Raw genomic sequence first — 15796 nt, forward strand, 5'->3', positions numbered from 1 at the left:
CATACGTCAAGAGAGTGAGCCTTCAAAAGCAGCAGTGAATGCTGCGTTCCATCGAGCCGTTCGCAAACATCAACGTTGCTGGGAACGTTCTGATCGTGACAAGCCTCGACCGATCCAAACGTCGTGATCATGAAGCGGGTACAAGACGCGCAGTCAAGCCGCGTCGGAAATTCCTCCGGATGGCAGCGGGCGCGCTGGGCGCATCCGCAGTCGCCGCCCTGACGCCCGCGTCGATTCGCAAAGCCCTCACGGCGCACGCCAACATGACGACGGGCACGATCAACGACGTCAGGCACATCGTGATCTTCACGCAGGAGAACCGATCGTTCGACCATTACTTCGGCATGCTTCGAGGCGTGAGAGGATTCAACGACCGGATGGCGATTGCACTGCCCAATGGCGATCCAGTGTGGAAGCAACCGGCCGCTAACGGCTACATCCTGCCGTTCCATATGGACACCCGTCTGACGAGTGCGACGTGTGCCCGGGCACCGTCGATGAATTACCTTGTTGACATTGCCATGTGGAACAGAGGGCTCTGCAATGAATGGAACAAGGCCCGCTTTCCCGGTTTCGGCATGAGCTACTTCACGCGGAACGACCTACGCTTCTATTACGCACTGGCCGACGCCTTCACGATTTGCGATCAGTATTACGCGTCGACACTGACGCAAACCAACCCGAACCGCTTACATCTGTTTAGTGGCAGCAGCGGCCTCTCGGCGGGTTTTGTGCCCACGCTCGACAATGTCGAACCGGCGGCGGGCTTCGGATGGCCAACGGTCGCGGAAACCCTCGAAGCGGCCGGTATCAGCTGGCGGGTTTATCAACAGGCCGACAACTTCGACGACAACGCACTCGCGCTGTTTCATAGCTTCAAGTCCGCACCGACGTCAAGCGCGCTGTACCGCAAAGGGATGGCGACCGTCGATGACATTGCACGTGCTTTCGCAGCCGACGTCTCAGACGGTGTGCTGCCTCAGGTGTCGTGGATCATCGCCCCAACCGCCTTATCCGAGCATGCGAGCTATCACCCGCAGGCCGGCGAAGACCTCACTGCGCGGTTGCTTGCGGGACTCGTCGCGAACCCCAGGGTCTGGTCTCACACTGTGTTCCTGTTGAACTACGATGAGCAAGGCGGCTTCTTCGATCACGAACCGCCGCCGACTCCGCCAGCTACCGACGCTGAAGGCAAGACGACCATCGCCACGAACGGCGAGATTTATGAAGGCTTGCCCATTGGTCTCGGTTTCCGGGTGCCGATGACTGTCATTTCGCCCTGGTCCAGGGGCGGGTATGTCTGTTCGGAAATATTCGATCACACATCGATCATCCAGTTTATCGAGCGGCGTTTCCGGATTCGTTGCCCCAACATCAGTGCATGGCGCCGCTCTGTTTGCGGCGACCTCACGTCGGCATTCGACTTCAGGACAGCGGATGTGACATGGCCGTGGTTGCCCGACACGGGCACATACGTCTCCGACGCAAACCGGCAATGCAGTTCGCTGCCGGAGCCGAAAATACCCACAGTGCAGTCGAAACCGAGGCAGGAGCCCGGTACGCGACCCTCACGGGCATTGCCCTACGCGCTGCATGCGACCGCACATGTGGATACCGGTAGCGCAACCCTCTCGCTGCTGATAAGCAACGACGGGAAAGCGGGCGCCGCGTTTTCGGCGTATGACCTCGCCACATGCACGAATCCGCCCCGCCGTTACGCGCTTCGGGCGGGAACACAGGTCTCCGATAGCTGGAGCCGTCTCCACCTCGCCGGCGCACAATACTCGATTGCATTGCGTGGACCGAATGGCTTTCTGAGGACGTTCGCAGGAGACTTGGCCGAGACATCGGGCGACGCATCCGCTAAACCTGAGATCCGCGTAGCCTGCGATCAGGCAAATAACGCGGTATGCCTGCACATGATGAATTCGGGCAATGCAGGGTGCCAGTTCACGGTCACATCGAACGCATATCGCACCGATGGTCCGTGGAACCTCCCGTTGGCGGCCGGTGGCACAACGACAACCAGCTGGCCTGTGTCGTCAAGTGGAAACTGGTACGACTTCACCGTGACGGTGGATGTTCAGCCGCGATTCCTCCGGCGTTTCGCGGGCCGCATCGAAAATGGAGAAGATCTTATTAGCGATCCGGCTGCCGCGTGATCGCGGATCAGCTCTCGATATAGCAGATCTTGTCGAATGGCGCGTTCTTCGGATCTTCGATACCACGCCCCATATCGACAATAACGCCCCTTCATTTCAATCAGCACTTCATCGGTGCGGTGCCTTCTGCGCATCGATTGTGCGGCTTGCGTGACGAAGGACGCGAAAAAAGCATTGTTGACGAATCGGACATCGCGCGTCGGCGTCGAGACGCGAGATGACGCAGCGCATGGATGGAAGCGGAATTCAAAGCGCTGAGTCTGTGCGATCCACGGCGAGCCCGTCGCTCAAAGAATCTTGCTCGCGTGCCGTCGAGCGACCAAAGCAAGCTGATGTGATCGCTTTACGGCAATGCCACTTGCGCCTACTCTGCTATTCGAGGCGTTCCTGGCGAGAACCGTTTTCAAGCACCTGGAGGACCACAAGCGCGTCAACCCAACATTCTTCCTGTCTGGAGGCTGTCAATGAACACTGAGTCCTATCAGTCGTGTATCGAAGCCTGTGACGCTTGCGCCGCCGCCTGCGATCGCTGCGCATCTGCCTGCCTTGGCGAACCCGCTATCGCGAAGATGGCCAAGTGCATTCGCCTCAACGCCGACTGCGCTTCGCTGTGCCGCTTCACATCTGCCGCATTAGCTCGCGAAAGCCATCTGGCACCCGAGTTTTGCGCGCTTTGCGCACAGATCTGTGACGAGTGCGCAGACGAATGCTCCCGGCACCCATCCGAGCAGTGCGGAACATGCAGCGACGCGTGCCGGATATGCGCCGAAGTGTGCCGGGGAATCTGGTCTCAGTAGTCGTAGTTGCTTAATTAAGCGGGTGTTCGGCGAACACCATCGCGTCGGGCGCAACCGGTGGGCATTCAAGCCCGAGTTCGGCATCTCGCAGCCACTCGGCAACTGATTTTCGGAAGCCAGACAAGGTCTGTGGAGTTCATCGATTGATGTCGCGCAAGGCCATCCCCGATAGTCGCCAGTGGTCAATCACGGCCCACATAGCAATGAAACGTGGGCGAAGTCACTGCCTGGTGCCAGCCCGTAGTTACGGGTTTGCCCCAGGCCGTAAGGCAATCCGATCACTCACTCCCTCGGCATCGCCACCATAAAACCTGCGGCACATAGTTCCGTGAACATGACGCGCGTGAGCCACTTTATCCGTTCATCGCTCATCCGACTGCGGATGGCCGCAACGGAGATCGCAGCGTACCCATCGGCATCGATATCGAAACTCATGCCTACGCCCGATACACCTTCGTGGATGAGTCCGCCTGTTGCCGAGAAACCGTTCTTGCGTGTTCGCTCGACGATATGACGGATTCTCGGCAACGCAAGACCAACCGGCCTGAACTCCTCGCGGTGCCGTGCATAAATTTCTGCGATCGCCGTGTCGGTCTGTCGCGCAAGCAGTGCCATGCCCGCCGAACCCACTCCAAGCACTCGCATGCCGCCCACTGGCAACACCAGCGTGCGAACAGGTGATCGCCCCTCCTCATAGTGCAGACAATGGGCGTAATCGCCACTGCGAACCACCAGAAACACCGAATCTTCGGTGAGATGAGCCAGTCGCTTCAGCATGGGCCGACAGGCCTCGAGAATAGGTGCACGCTTCATCGACGCGAGTCCGATCTGCATGGCCTGAATACCGAGCCGGATACGCTTTCCATCTCCGCGCTCAATGAATCCTGCACTCTCCAGGCTCTTGAGAAGCCGATGAGCGGTTGTTCTATCGATTCCTGCGGCCTTCGCCAGATCAGTGACCGTCGCGCCGTCCGGATGCAATCCGGCCACACGTCGCAGCAGATCAAGAGCGCGGTCCACCGACTGCGTCCCAGTCCTGACGGAAATCGAGCTTGTCATGGTTCTCCCTAAATATGTGCACAATGTGAACGATCTAATTACTAATCATTGTGCACGCTTTCAGTGTGCGGTGGAATGCGTTGACCACCCCACCACTTCTGTTTTTTATGATCAACGATCCGCACAACATTCCCGTTCTCTCCAACGACGAATGGACCGCACAACTGAAGGCTTCCCTTCCGTCGGCGAATATCCCGACCCTGCTGATGACCTTGATCCACCTGACGGGCGATCGAAAATGGCTGACCGAAACGTATCAATGCTCGCGTGTTCGCGGCATCGACGACAACGATCCGGGCGGCCTGCCGGAGGGAGTGCAGAAGGAAATCCGTGACGCCGCGTTCGAAGCGCTCGTCGAGTGGAAGAAAAATGGCACGGTCAAGCTGCGGGCACCAGGCTTTGAGACTTTGGTCGAGATGCTCAAACTGAACGTCGGCGAGGACATTCCGCAGTCGTATGGCCCCATGATCAGTTCGTGGCTCGGCTTCGACGAGGACATGGTGATCGACCAGAAGGGTCGCTTCAAGATCCCCGATGGCTTCAGGGTCGTGGTCATCGGTGCGGGCGTTGCAGGCTTGGCCTCGGCGATCCGTCTGCAAGGTGCTGGCATTCCGTTCGTTGTCGTCGAGAAGAATGCCGAAGTTGGCGGCACATGGTATGAGAACCATTACCCGGGTTGCGGTGTCGATACGCCGAACCACATCTACTCGTATTCCTTCACCAAGGGCGACTGGTCGAAGTATTTTGCGTTGCAGGAAGAGATTCAGAAGTACTTCGAAGGCGTCGCCGACAAGTTCAACCTGCGTCAGTACATCCGCTTCAACGCGAAGGTCGAAGCCGCACGCTACGATGAAGCAACGATGACGTGGGTCGTGGACACGAAGAACAAGGATGGCGAAACCGATCGCCTCATTGCAAATGTTCTGCTCTCCGCGGTCGGCCTGCTCAACGTGCCGAAGATGCCGCAGATCCGCGGCCTCGACAAATTCAAAGGCGTGTGCTTCCACAGCACTCAGTGGCCCGAAGGTCTTGATCTGAAGGGCAAGCGCGTGGGCGTCATCGGCAACGGTGCTACGTCGATGCAGATCGTGCCGGAAATCTCGAAGATCGAAGGCATTCAACTGACGGTGTTCCAGCGCTCGAAGCAATGGGCCGCACCGTTCGAGAAGTTCCGCCTCGAAGTGCCGCAGGAAAAGCGCTTCCTGCTTTCGCAACTGCCGTTCTATCAGGAATGGTATCGCCAGCGTCTCGCCTACATCTTCAACGATCGCATCCACAAGTCGTTGCAAATCGATCCGCAATGGCCGCATCCGGAGCGTTCAATCAACCGCACGAACGAACGTCATCGTGAGCATTTCGTGGACTATATCAAGGCAGAACTCGGCGATCGCCAGGACCTGCTGCCGGATGTGACGCCCGACTATCCGCCGTTCGGCAAGCGCATGCTGATGGACAACGGCTGGTTCCGCACGATGGCCAAGGCAAACGTCCGACTCGTGACGGGTGGCATTCCTGAAATCCGTGGCAACGCCGTGATCGATGAAAAAGGCAATGCGCACGAGCTAGATGTGCTGATCGTCTGCACGGGCTTCGATGCGATCAACATGCTCGCGTCGTTCAACCTCGTCGGCAAAGGCGGTCGCAGCATTCGTGAAGTTTGGGCCGACAAGGGCGCGGAAGCATATCTTGGCGTTGCAGCGCCGGGGTTCCCGAATTTCTTCATGCTCGCGGGCCCGAATACAGCACTCGGCCACGGCGGTTCGGTCGTCGCCCTGATGGAAACGCAGGTTGCGTATGTCATGAATATCCTGCGTCAGGCGATGGACAAGACGCCGGAAGGCCAGCGCTTCGAATTCGACGTGATCAAGGACTGCCACGACAACTACAATGCGCGCGTGCAGGCTGCTCACGGCAAGATGATCTGGACGCACAAAGGCATGAGCAACTGGTATCGCAATGCTGCCGGCCGCGTGATCGCCACCACGCCGTGGCGTAACGACGACTACTGGCACATGGCTCGCAAGGCCGACTTCGACGATTACGTTTTCCGCACGGAAAGCGCCGGTCTGAGAGGAGCCGATCATGACTGAACACCAGCGCAAGCCCGGCCCTCACATGCTGAGCGGGGTGCGGATTCTCGATCTCGGCACGATGGTCGCCGGTCCCCAATCGGCCACGCTCTTCGGCGACTTCGGTGCCGACGTGATCAAGATCGAGGTTCCCGAGCGGGGCGACACGGTTCGCGATATAGGCCCGTTCGTGGATGGCGAGTGTCTCTACTGGGAAGTCGAGAACCGCAACAAGCGTTCGATCACTTTGAACCTGCGTGAAAAAGAAGGCCAGGACCTCCTGTGCAAACTCGTCTCGCAGTGTGACGCAGTGGTAGAGAATTTCCGTCCCGGCACACTCGAGAAGTGGGGTCTCACTTTCGAGGCGCTGAAGAAGCACAATCCGAAACTCGTGCTGCTGCGAGTGTCGGGTTTCGGTCAGACGGGTCCGTACAGTTCACGTGCGGGCTATGATCGTATCGGCCTCGCCTTCGGTGGCCTGATGGGTATCACCGGTTATCCGGATCGCCCTCCCGTGCGTATCGGAACCTCGACCGCCGACTATCAGACCGCGATTCTCGGCGCGTTCTCGCTGATGATGGCGCTGTATCACCGCGACTGTCTGGGCGGCAAAGGGCGGGAAATCGATCTCGCGATGTACGAAGCGGTTATCCGTTTCACCGAAGTGCTGGTACCCGAATACGATCGCATGGGCTATGTCCGCGGCCCGCGAGGGAACGTACATTTCGCGGCCGCACCTGGCGACCACTTCCCGATGCAGGACGGTAGTTACGTCATTATCACGTGCTCGGCACAAACCGGTTGGGAACGTCTGTGCGCAGCGATGGACCGTCTGGACCTGCTAGAAGATCCGCGCATGGCCACGCACGAACTGCGCTGGCAGCACATCGACGAACTGAACAAGGAGGTGGCGGAATTCGTCATGTCGATGCCGCCCGAGCAGGTTTTCGCAAAACTCGACGAAGCGAAGGCCGCGTACGCTCCGATTCTGACCATCGACAAGATCATGCAGAACGAGCACTACAAGGCTCGAAATACCATCGTCTCGGTGGAGAATCCGCGCATTGGTCCGGTTCGCATGACGGGTGTCGTGCCCAAGATTTCCGGTATTGCCGAGAAGCCGATCGCACCGGCTCCGGCACTCGGTGAACATAACGCCGAAGTCTATGGCGAACTGCTGGGCCTCACTGAATCCGATCTCTCTGCTCTAAAAGAGAAAGGCACGATCTGATGTCAGCCATCAACACCCACGCGATCGTGTTCGGGGGCGGTGGCCTGGCGGGTATCGCATGGGAAGCCGGCCTCGTCCACGCCCTCGCGAAAGCGGGTTTTGACGTCGGACTCGCCAACCTTCTGGTCGGCACCTCCGCTGGTTCGGTGATTTCGACGCAACTGGCCTCCGGTATCAGCACCGACATCCTGTTCAACGAGCAGGCCAATCCGAATCCGGATTCCGTCGAGAAATTCCGGCCGTACTCGCAGGAGGAAGCGGACAAAGCGAATCAGGCACTGATGGCCAAAGTGAATGGCGATTTGACTGCCGCACGCAAACGGATCGGAGCGTTTGCCAGGCGCAGCGAAACCCCGTCTCTGGACGAACGCAAAGCAATTATTGCTTCACGTCTTTCGGAGGATGAATGGCTCTCTCGCAGTCTGCGTCTCGTTGCGGTGGATGTGGATACAGGTGAGCCCCGCGTATTCGATTCCGAATCCGGGTGCTCTCTGATCGACGCTGTTGCCGCGTCGTGTGCTGTGCCAGGTGTATGGCCCACAGTACCGATCGAAGGAAAGCACTATATGGATGGCGGAATCATGTCGATGAACAATGCCTGGGTTGCAAGCGGGAGCAAACGCGTTCTCGTTCTGGCGCCTCTCGGCTACTCAGACGGCAACCCCGTCAGCGGTCATTTGCGCGATGAAGTGAAAGCACTCGAAAACCAGGGTGCAAGCGTTCGCGTGATCACGCCGAACGAATCCTCACTCAAAGCCTTCGGTGGCAATGTGCTCGATCCGGCACGTCGCTCGCCTGCGGCACACGCCGGTTATAGCCAGGGTCTGGGCCAGGCCTCGGACCTGGTGGCCTGGTGGCTCGCTTGAATACCCCCTGAAGGAAACGCTCAAATGTCGAAAATTGAACAGTTTTCCCCCGAACGCATCGCCGACCGCATGATGATCCAGCATCTGATGGCACGCTGGTGTCATGCGGTGGATCGCCTGGATGCACCGGGTATGCTCGCGTGCTTCGTGCCCGGCTGCATCGACAGTCATGGTCCGTATATCGGCCCTGTCGAAGGCCTCGTTGAATGGATTCTTGAACGTCACCAAAAGATTCACTTCAGCTCGCATTTCATCGGCAACATGCTTGTCGACTTCGTCGATGAAGACACGGCAATCGTGGAAACGTATGTCCGGACGAACCAGCAGTATCCGCCCGAAGCAAAAGCCGCGATCGCTCAATTCACGGGTGGTGCATCCGGTGCCGAAGACTGCTATGTGGACGTGTTCACATCGTCGCGTTACATGGATCGCATCATTCGTATCGACGGCGAATGGAAGATCGCCGAGCGTCGCCTGATCCAGGACTGGAAGCGTCTGGACGAAGTAAAAGTTCAGGCACTGGCACCCAAGGAAGGCTGGATTCTGGGCAAGCGTGATGGCAACGATGAGTCGCAAGTCATGCGTCGCGAATTCGGCCTCGAATAATCGCATATCACAACGATAGGAGGAGACACAGCAATGAAGCTGACACGCCGTCAATTCAATCTCCATGCCCTTGCAGGTGTCGGCAGCCTCGCCCTCGGTGGCGTGAAGTTCGCGAACGCCGATGAAGCGTGGCCGCCCTCGTCGCCGATCAATGTTATTGTTCCGTTCCCTGCCGGCGGCACGACCGACATTCTCGGTCGCTTCGTTGCCGAAGCCGTGACCAAACGCATTCCGGGCGCAAAGGCAATCGTCCAGAACGTGCCCGGTGCCACCGGAATCATTGGATGCGGCCAGGTCGCGCGCTCGAAGCCCGATGGCGGCATGCTCCTGATGGCTTCAATCGGCACCGTCGTGACCAATCAGTTCACGTATCCAAACTTGCCGTTCAAACAGTCGGATTTGATGCCTGTCGTCAATCTGGCCGAGATCCCGAACTGCGTGATGGTGCGTTCCGACCTCGGTGTGAACACGGTGCAGGAATTTGCCGAACTGCTGCGCAAGAATCCGGACAAGTACAAGTACGGTTCGCCGGGTTTCGGCGCCAGCGGCCATATCTCGGGGGTACTGTTCTGCCAGCAGGCGAACGTCAAGGCAATCCATGTCCCGTACAAGGGTGGGGCGCCGATGATCACCGATCTGATGGGCGGTCACATTGACTTCGTGATCGACCAGCTTTCGGGTGCCATCGAACTGATCAAGGCCGGCAAGATCAAGGCACTGGCCGTGACGTCGAAGACGCGCTCGCCGGTGCTGCCGAATCTGCCGACCATGATCGAATCGGGTTATCCGGACTATGTGATGGCTCCGTGGTATTGCGTGGAAGCGCGTGCCGGCACGCCGCGTCCGATCATCGACAAGATGAACGCGGCACTGAACCAGATGCTCAAGGATCCGATGATCATCCAGAAATTCCACGAACAGGCGATGACCGCTATCGGCGGCACGCCTGAAGATCTGCAAGCGGTCGAAGATCGCGATTACGCCGTCATCAAGGAGATGTCGAAGACGATCAACTTCCACGGCAGCGGTGCTTGACGACTGAGTGCCATAGCGGAGTTCACTGGACTTCCTTTCCTGAGCTTACTCACCAAAAAACTATCCGATATGAAAACCCTCTCCTGCATTGCAGCGTTACTGATTGGTGCGAGCATCGTCGCACCCGCTGCCGCTCACGCCGCCGATAGCTTTCCGGGCTCGAAGCGGGTCCACCTCATCGTCGGCTACACGCCGGGCGGTGCTTCGGATATCGTCGGTCGTCTCGTGGCCAAGGGTATGGCGGAAGTCAATGGCGGCAACTTCATCGTCGAAAACCGTCCGGGCGACGGCGGCATGGTCGGCATGGCCTACGTCAAGAACGCGCCGGCTGACGGCTCTGTGCTCGGCATCGCGGTGTCGGGCACGCTGGTGACGGGTCCGCATCTGCAAAAGAACGTGCCGTACGATGCCCTCACGTCGTTTGCAGACATCGGCAAGATCGCGAAGGCTCCGATGGTCATGCTGGCATCGCCCTCATACAAGGATCCAACCGTCGCGCACGTGATCGCGGATGCGAAGACTCGCCCGGGACAGATCAAGTCGGCACAGGGCGCCAAGGCTTTTGAACTTTCGCAGTACCTCTTCAACTCGCTGGCTGGCGTCAACGTTGGTGTCGTCCCGTATCCTGGCGGTGCGCAGGCTGCGATCGACGTGATGGCGGGCCGTGTCACGCTGATGGTGGATACGATCGGTGCACAGATCGGCGCAATCAAGGGTGGCAAGCTCGTGCCGGTGGCGGTTCTGGATTCGAAGCGCTCGCCACTGCTACCGAAAGTGCCGACGATGCAGGAAGAAGGTGTGAAAGACTACGAAGCGGTTGGCTGGATGGGCCTCGTCGCACCGAAGGGCACGCCCCCCGAAGTTGTGGCGAAGATCAACGCGGACCTGAATAAGGCACTGGCACTTCCGGAAGTCAGGGAGAAGCTTCAGTCGCTCGGCTACGATCCGGACCCCAGCACGCCCGCGCAATTCCAGGAGACGGTGAACAAGGAATTCGCGAAGTGGGGCAAGGTCTGCAAGGACGCAGGCATCCAGCCATCGTAATCGAACCCGCAGTGAGACTCACAGATGTGGGCCTGCGCTCCTGAAAGTACCAAAACTCATTAGCTCGATGAATATCTCTGATAGCGTTTTCGTCATCACAGGCGGTACGTCGGGTTTGGGCGCCGCAGTGGCACGCAAGGTCGTGGCGGCGGGTGGCAAGGTCATGCTCGTCGATATTCGTGAAGAGCCGCTCCAGGCGTTTGCCGCCGAACTCGGTGATCGGGCTGCATACAGCGTCGCCGACGTGACCAGCGAAGAACAAGGTGTGGCTGCAATCGACGCAACGGTGAGCAGGTTCGGCCGTATCGATGCGCTGGTCAGCTGTGCAGGTGTCGAACTCGGCTCGCGCGTCGTGGGTCGCAACGGACCCCATGATCTGTCCAGCTTCGCACGGACGATCGGCATCAACCTGATCGGTACGTTCAACGTGCTTCGTCTTGCTGCTGCTGCAATGGCAAGGCAGGAACCGCGTGAAGGCGGTGAACGTGGCGTGATCGTCAATGCGGCGTCGATCGCTGCGTTTGACGGTCAGATCGGGCAGGCCGCCTATTCGGCGTCGAAGGCGGGTGTTGTCGGCATGACGCTCCCGATTGCGCGTGAACTAGCACGCTCGGGGATCCGTGTCATGACTGTCGCCCCCGGCATCTTCCGCACGCCAATGGTCGAGGGTATGGCACAGGAGGTGCAGGAATCACTCGCCTCGAATGTACCGTTCCCTTCGCGTTTCGGGGAACCCCATGAATTTGCTGCGCTCGTTGCCCACATTGCCGAAAACCAGATGCTCAACGGCGAGGTAATCCGTCTCGACGGTGCAGTCCGCATGACCGCCAGATAATCAGAGGAGACAGGGAATGAATGCTGATCCCGTTGTTATTGTTGCTGCAACCCGTACGCCCATGGGAGGCTTTCAGGGCGACTTCGCGAACCTCACTGCATCGGATCTCGGTGCCGTTGCAATCAGGTCCGCGCTCGAACGTGCGGGCGTGGCCGGTGAGCAAGTCGATGAGGTAATCATGGGTTGCGTGTTGCCCGCTGGCCAGGGACAGGCACCGGCACGTCAAGCCATGATAAAGGCCGGTGTTCCCGTCTCGACGGGTGCTCTCACCGTCAACAAGATGTGCGGCTCGGGTATGAAGGCGATCATGCTTTCGCATGATCTGATCCTGGCCGGTTCGAGCACCGTCATGGTCGCCGGCGGCATGGAAAGCATGACCAATGCCCCTTACCTGCTGCCCAAGGGTCGAGCAGGCCTGCGTATGGGGCATGGCCAGGTCCTCGATCACATGTTCTTCGACGGCCTGGAAGATGCGTACGACAAGGGCCGCCTGATGGGCACCTTCGCCGAAGACTGTGCCTCCGAGTACAAGTTCACGCGTGAACAGCAGGACGAGTTTGCGATCGCTTCGCTCACGCGCGCACAGACCGCGATCGCCGATGGTTCGTTTGTCAACGAAATCACGCCGGTCACCGTCCCGGGCAAGACCGAAACCGTGGTGTCGATCGACGAAGCGCCGGGCAAGGCAAAACTCGACAAGATTCCGGGCCTCAGACCGGCCTTCCGTGCTGGCGGTACGGTTACGGCTGCGAACTCGTCGTCGATCTCGGATGGTGCGGCAGCACTCGTGCTGATGCGCAAATCAGAGGCCGGGAAACGCGGTTTGAAGCCGCTGGCGACGATCGCCGGGCATGCGACCTATGCATTCAAGCCAAACCTGTTCCCGACCGCTCCTACGGGCGCATTGCGCAAGGTCTCGGAGAACACGGGATGGCATCTGAAGGACGTGGATCTGTTCGAACTGAACGAGGCATTCGCCGTCGTGCCGATGGCCGCAATGAAAGATCTCGATCTGCCGCATGATAAGGTCAATGTGAACGGTGGTGCCTGTGCACTGGGCCATCCGATCGGCGCGTCGGGTGCCCGTATCGTTGTCACGCTTCTGCATGCGCTGCGCAATCGCGGCCTCAAGCGCGGCATCGCGGGCATCTGTCTCGCAGGCGGCGAAGCTACTGCGATCGCTCTCCAGATCGACTGAACCTGGAATGGGAGGAGACATGAGGACAAAATCGTTGCTTCCAGATATCAACAAGGACTATTACGGCGGGGCGCTTCTGCTCGTCATCGGCATGTATGTGACGTTCGTCGGACGCACATACGAGCGAGGCACCCTTAACCAGATGGGTCCCGGATTCTTTCCGGTCGTGCTGGGCATCCTCCTCTCGGTGCTTGGCATCATCGTGGCACTGGGTGCATGTCGAGGCAGCACGGATTCAACAGAAGAAAAAGATCATAACGAGGCGCCGCGCACTGCTGACTGGCGTGGCTGGCTTTGCATCATTTTCAGCATCGTTGCATTCGTCGTTTTTAGTCATTATTTCGGCTTCATCCTTGCGAGTTTCGCCACGGTCTTCATCTCGGCCATGGGCGACCGGGAGAACACCTGGAAGTCGGCATTCGTTCTGGCGGTCGTGGCTACAGTCTTCGGCGTCATCGTTTTCGAATACGCACTGAAAATTCAGTTGCCCATGATTGCATTTGGAGGCTAAGCGATGATCGATCAATCGCTCATTGATCTTTGGCACGGGTTTGGAGTCGCATTCCAGTTCCATAACCTGATGTGGTCGTTCTTCGGCGTGCTGGTTGGCAATCTCATCGGCGTGCTTCCGGGCATGGGTGCCATGTCCGCAATGTCGATGCTGCTCCCGCTTACCTATGTAATGAATCCAGTGTCGGCAATTCTCATGCTGGCCGGTATCTTCTATGGTTCGCAATACGGTGGCGCAATCGGTGCGATTCTGCTGAATCTTCCGTGTCACCCGCCTCATGCTGTGACCTGTATCGACGGGTATCCGCTCACGAAGAGGGGTAAGGGCGGAACTGCACTCGGCATCACGATGATCAGTTCGTTCTTCGCGGCGTCAGTTGGCATCATCGTGATGATTTTCGCGTCGCCACTGCTCGTTCAGATCGCGTTCAAGTTTGGTCCCGCCGAACTGTTCTCGATCATGCTGGTGGGCCTGATTGCAGGTGGAACGATGTCTCGCGGCGCCCCGATCAAGGGCGTGTCGATGACCGTTTTGGGACTGATTCTGGGTATGGTCGGTACGGACGTGAATTCGGGCGTTCAGCGTTTCACGTTCGGCTTCCCGGATCTCGCGGACAACATCGAGATAGTTGCGCTCGCACTCGGTCTGTTCGGTGTCGCCGAGTTCCTGCTCAACGTTAACCGCATGGGTGCTGTCGGTTCCCACATGAAACTCGGCATGAAGGACATGCGGCCCTCGCGTGCGGAACTGAAAACGGCGTTCTGGCCGATGGTCCGTGGCACGCTCATGGGCACGCTTTTCGGTGCGATGCCCGGCACTGGCCCCACGATCACGACGTTCCTTGCCTACTCGGTCGAGAAGAAAGTCTCGAGGAATCCGAAATCGTTCGGCAAGGGCAACATCGCGGGTGTCGCTGCACCCGAAGCGGCGTCGCACTCGAAGACGCAGGTGGACTTCATTCCGACCATGAGTCTCGGTATTCCTGGCGACCCGGTGATGGCACTGATTCTCGGTGCACTGCTGATCCAGGGTATCCAGCCGGGTCCGCAACTGATCACGGAACACGCAGACATCTTCTGGGGCCTCATTGCATCCTTCTGGATCGGTAATATTCTGCTGATTATCCTGAACGTTCCGCTGATCGGCGTATGGGTAAGAATGCTTCGCGTTCCCTATAAATACCTTTTCCCGCTGGCGATGATTTTTATCTGCGTCGGCGTGTTCACGACTCAAAACAACCTGTTTAGAGTCGGCGAAGTCGCGGTATTCGGCATTCTTGGTGCGATTCTCCTGCTACTCAAGTTCCCAGTTTCGCCGATTCTGTTGGGCTATGTTTTGGGACCCATGCTCGAAGAGAACTTCCGTCGTGCACTTTTGATTTCGGACGGCAGTCTGCAGGTATTTGTCGCTACGCCTATCTCGGCGGTCTTTATCGGCATCTCGTGTCTGCTGATCTTGCTGCAACTGGTGTTTTGGCTACGCAATCTTATGAGAGCGCGGAAGGTCCGCGAGTCTGAGGGCGTGCCGACATAGGCGGGGCAGCCTACGAAAGAAACAATCAGTCGTAGTGCACGGGGATGACTGCTGGCGCAGTGTTCGAAGCGGACCAGCAGTCACTCAGCACAGTGAATGATCGGGATAAGACGCTAGATAGGGTGTCCCCTCGCGGTTGACACCGCGAACTTCAATAAAATGCCGTCCAGTACACGACTGAACGGCATTACTCCGACGTAGCCCGCTCGCGCCACACAAGGTTGATCTATTGAAGAGCTTCGCGAGGCGGACTCAGCGCCGCCTGCCGCTGGAAACCGAATCCTCGGCAGGCTCCTGTCCGCCCGCCGCCGTCATCTCGACGTCCGAGAAGTGCGGCGCGCGGCTCAGTGCGTTGTTGCTGCCGACGACCTTTCGCAACAGTGCCATGAGCGTCTCCCTCTCCTGCTCGGTCAGCGGTCCGAGAATGGTGTCGTCGATGGGCTTCTGACGCGGCTGCATCACCTCGATCAGCGCCTTGCCCGCACCCGTGATGCGTAACGCGCTGGTGCGCTTGTTTTTCTGTCGGCGTTCGACCAGTCCCTTGGTGATCAGCCGCGCCACCACGTTGCTCGTGGTCTGCCGATCCAGCGCCACCAGCTTGGCCATTCGGGTCTGGTCGATATCGGGGTAGCGTTCGATGGCCAGCAGCGCAGCGAACTGCACGTGCGTGAGATCGTAGTCCCTGGCTGCATCGAGGAACACCGCCACGCAGATCTGGTGCAGGCGGCGCACCAGGTGGCCTGGATGGTTCATCGGCTCGAACGGCGGCATGATTTCCTGGGATGTGCTGTCGGCCAGCTGCACGGATTGGGTACGTGTCTTCATCGATGTCCTGTCTGTCCTGCTCAAT

General features: G+C 58.7%; 14 protein-coding genes. 12 read left to right on the top strand and 2 right to left on the bottom strand.

Features of this window, described 5'->3' with window-relative positions; translation table 11 throughout:
* The first annotated feature begins 38 nt into the window (after window positions 1-38).
* Window positions 39-2162 carry a phosphocholine-specific phospholipase C gene (locus VSR68_RS06710; protein WP_342939070.1) on the top strand — a complete coding sequence of 708 codons (2124 nt, stop codon included), beginning with the start codon at window positions 39-41 and terminating at the stop codon, window positions 2160-2162.
* A gap of 569 nt (window positions 2163-2731) precedes the next feature.
* Complete coding sequence (locus VSR68_RS06715; RefSeq protein ID WP_428983472.1) at window positions 2732-2959, top strand: four-helix bundle copper-binding protein; 228 nt, start codon at window positions 2732-2734, stop codon at window positions 2957-2959.
* 282 nt (window positions 2960-3241) lie between these two features.
* Here the strand turns inward: VSR68_RS06715 and VSR68_RS06720 are convergent, their stop codons facing one another.
* A complete protein-coding gene (locus tag VSR68_RS06720; RefSeq protein WP_342939072.1) occupies window positions 3242-4018 on the bottom strand; it encodes an IclR family transcriptional regulator in 777 nt (258 codons plus the stop codon).
* An 80-nt stretch (window positions 4019-4098) separates the two neighbouring features.
* Here VSR68_RS06720 and VSR68_RS06725 point away from each other — a divergent pair, with 80 nt between their 5' ends.
* The 10 genes from VSR68_RS06725 (at window position 4099) to VSR68_RS06770 (ending at window position 14946) form a co-directional block, all read left to right on the top strand.
* Window positions 4099-6108 carry a flavin-containing monooxygenase gene (locus VSR68_RS06725; RefSeq protein ID WP_342939073.1) on the top strand — a complete coding sequence of 670 codons (2010 nt, stop codon included), beginning with the start codon at window positions 4099-4101 and terminating at the stop codon, window positions 6106-6108.
* Window positions 6101-7318, top strand: a complete 1218-nt coding sequence (locus VSR68_RS06730) for a CaiB/BaiF CoA-transferase family protein (protein WP_342939074.1) — start codon at window positions 6101-6103, stop codon at window positions 7316-7318. Before VSR68_RS06725 ends, VSR68_RS06730 begins: the two co-directional genes overlap by 8 nt.
* Window positions 7318-8184: a patatin-like phospholipase family protein gene (locus tag VSR68_RS06735; RefSeq protein ID WP_342939075.1), complete on the top strand. Its 867-nt coding sequence runs from the start codon at window positions 7318-7320 to the stop codon at window positions 8182-8184. Before VSR68_RS06730 ends, VSR68_RS06735 begins: the two co-directional genes overlap by 1 nt.
* Before the next feature lie 24 nt (window positions 8185-8208).
* Window positions 8209-8790, top strand: coding sequence for a nuclear transport factor 2 family protein (locus VSR68_RS06740; protein WP_342931359.1), 582 nt, complete (start codon window positions 8209-8211; stop codon window positions 8788-8790).
* A 33-nt stretch (window positions 8791-8823) separates the two neighbouring features.
* Window positions 8824-9825, top strand: a complete 1002-nt coding sequence (locus VSR68_RS06745) for a tripartite tricarboxylate transporter substrate binding protein (RefSeq protein WP_342939076.1) — start codon at window positions 8824-8826, stop codon at window positions 9823-9825.
* Window positions 9826-9894: 69 nt separating this feature from the next.
* Window positions 9895-10869: a Bug family tripartite tricarboxylate transporter substrate binding protein gene (locus VSR68_RS06750; RefSeq protein WP_342939077.1), complete on the top strand. Its 975-nt coding sequence runs from the start codon at window positions 9895-9897 to the stop codon at window positions 10867-10869.
* A gap of 67 nt (window positions 10870-10936) precedes the next feature.
* A complete protein-coding gene (locus VSR68_RS06755; RefSeq protein ID WP_342939078.1) occupies window positions 10937-11704 on the top strand; it encodes an SDR family NAD(P)-dependent oxidoreductase in 768 nt (255 codons plus the stop codon).
* 16 nt (window positions 11705-11720) lie between these two features.
* Window positions 11721-12902 (top strand): acetyl-CoA C-acyltransferase, encoded by a 1182-nt coding sequence (locus VSR68_RS06760; RefSeq protein WP_342939079.1) that lies wholly within the window; start codon window positions 11721-11723, stop codon window positions 12900-12902.
* A 19-nt stretch (window positions 12903-12921) separates the two neighbouring features.
* A complete protein-coding gene (locus VSR68_RS06765; RefSeq protein ID WP_342939080.1) occupies window positions 12922-13413 on the top strand; it encodes a tripartite tricarboxylate transporter TctB family protein in 492 nt (163 codons plus the stop codon).
* A 3-nt stretch (window positions 13414-13416) separates the two neighbouring features.
* On the top strand, window positions 13417-14946 hold the full coding sequence (locus VSR68_RS06770) for a tripartite tricarboxylate transporter permease (RefSeq protein WP_342939081.1): 1530 nt from the start codon (window positions 13417-13419) through the stop codon (window positions 14944-14946).
* A 252-nt stretch (window positions 14947-15198) separates the two neighbouring features.
* On the opposite strand, the gene VSR68_RS06775 is transcribed toward VSR68_RS06770, so the two are convergent.
* Window positions 15199-15771, bottom strand: coding sequence for a MarR family winged helix-turn-helix transcriptional regulator (locus VSR68_RS06775; RefSeq protein ID WP_342939082.1), 573 nt, complete (start codon window positions 15769-15771; stop codon window positions 15199-15201).
* Window positions 15772-15796: the final 25 nt, after the last annotated feature.

Origin of the sequence: Paraburkholderia phymatum (assembly GCF_038900715.1) — a bacterium.
GTDB lineage: Bacteria > Pseudomonadota > Gammaproteobacteria > Burkholderiales > Burkholderiaceae > Paraburkholderia > Paraburkholderia phymatum_A.

Bases quoted from the DNA above. Each gene is read 5' to 3' on its own strand.
- VSR68_RS06710 (WP_342939070.1), top strand. From the start codon at position 39: ATGCTGCGTTCCATCGAGCCGTTCGCAAACATCAACGTTGCTGGGAAC.
- VSR68_RS06715 (WP_428983472.1), top strand. From the start codon at position 2,732: ATGGCCAAGTGCATTCGCCTCAACGCCGACTGCGCTTCGCTGTGCCGC.
- VSR68_RS06720 (WP_342939072.1), bottom strand. From the start codon at position 4,018: ATGACAAGCTCGATTTCCGTCAGGACTGGGACGCAGTCGGTGGACCGC.
- VSR68_RS06730 (WP_342939074.1), top strand. From the start codon at position 6,101: ATGACTGAACACCAGCGCAAGCCCGGCCCTCACATGCTGAGCGGGGTG.
- VSR68_RS06735 (WP_342939075.1), top strand. From the start codon at position 7,318: ATGTCAGCCATCAACACCCACGCGATCGTGTTCGGGGGCGGTGGCCTG.
- VSR68_RS06740 (WP_342931359.1), top strand. From the start codon at position 8,209: ATGTCGAAAATTGAACAGTTTTCCCCCGAACGCATCGCCGACCGCATG.
- VSR68_RS06745 (WP_342939076.1), top strand. From the start codon at position 8,824: ATGAAGCTGACACGCCGTCAATTCAATCTCCATGCCCTTGCAGGTGTC.
- VSR68_RS06750 (WP_342939077.1), top strand. From the start codon at position 9,895: ATGAAAACCCTCTCCTGCATTGCAGCGTTACTGATTGGTGCGAGCATC.
- VSR68_RS06755 (WP_342939078.1), top strand. From the start codon at position 10,937: ATGAATATCTCTGATAGCGTTTTCGTCATCACAGGCGGTACGTCGGGT.
- VSR68_RS06760 (WP_342939079.1), top strand. From the start codon at position 11,721: ATGAATGCTGATCCCGTTGTTATTGTTGCTGCAACCCGTACGCCCATG.
- VSR68_RS06765 (WP_342939080.1), top strand. From the start codon at position 12,922: ATGAGGACAAAATCGTTGCTTCCAGATATCAACAAGGACTATTACGGC.
- VSR68_RS06770 (WP_342939081.1), top strand. From the start codon at position 13,417: ATGATCGATCAATCGCTCATTGATCTTTGGCACGGGTTTGGAGTCGCA.
- VSR68_RS06775 (WP_342939082.1), bottom strand. From the start codon at position 15,771: ATGAAGACACGTACCCAATCCGTGCAGCTGGCCGACAGCACATCCCAG.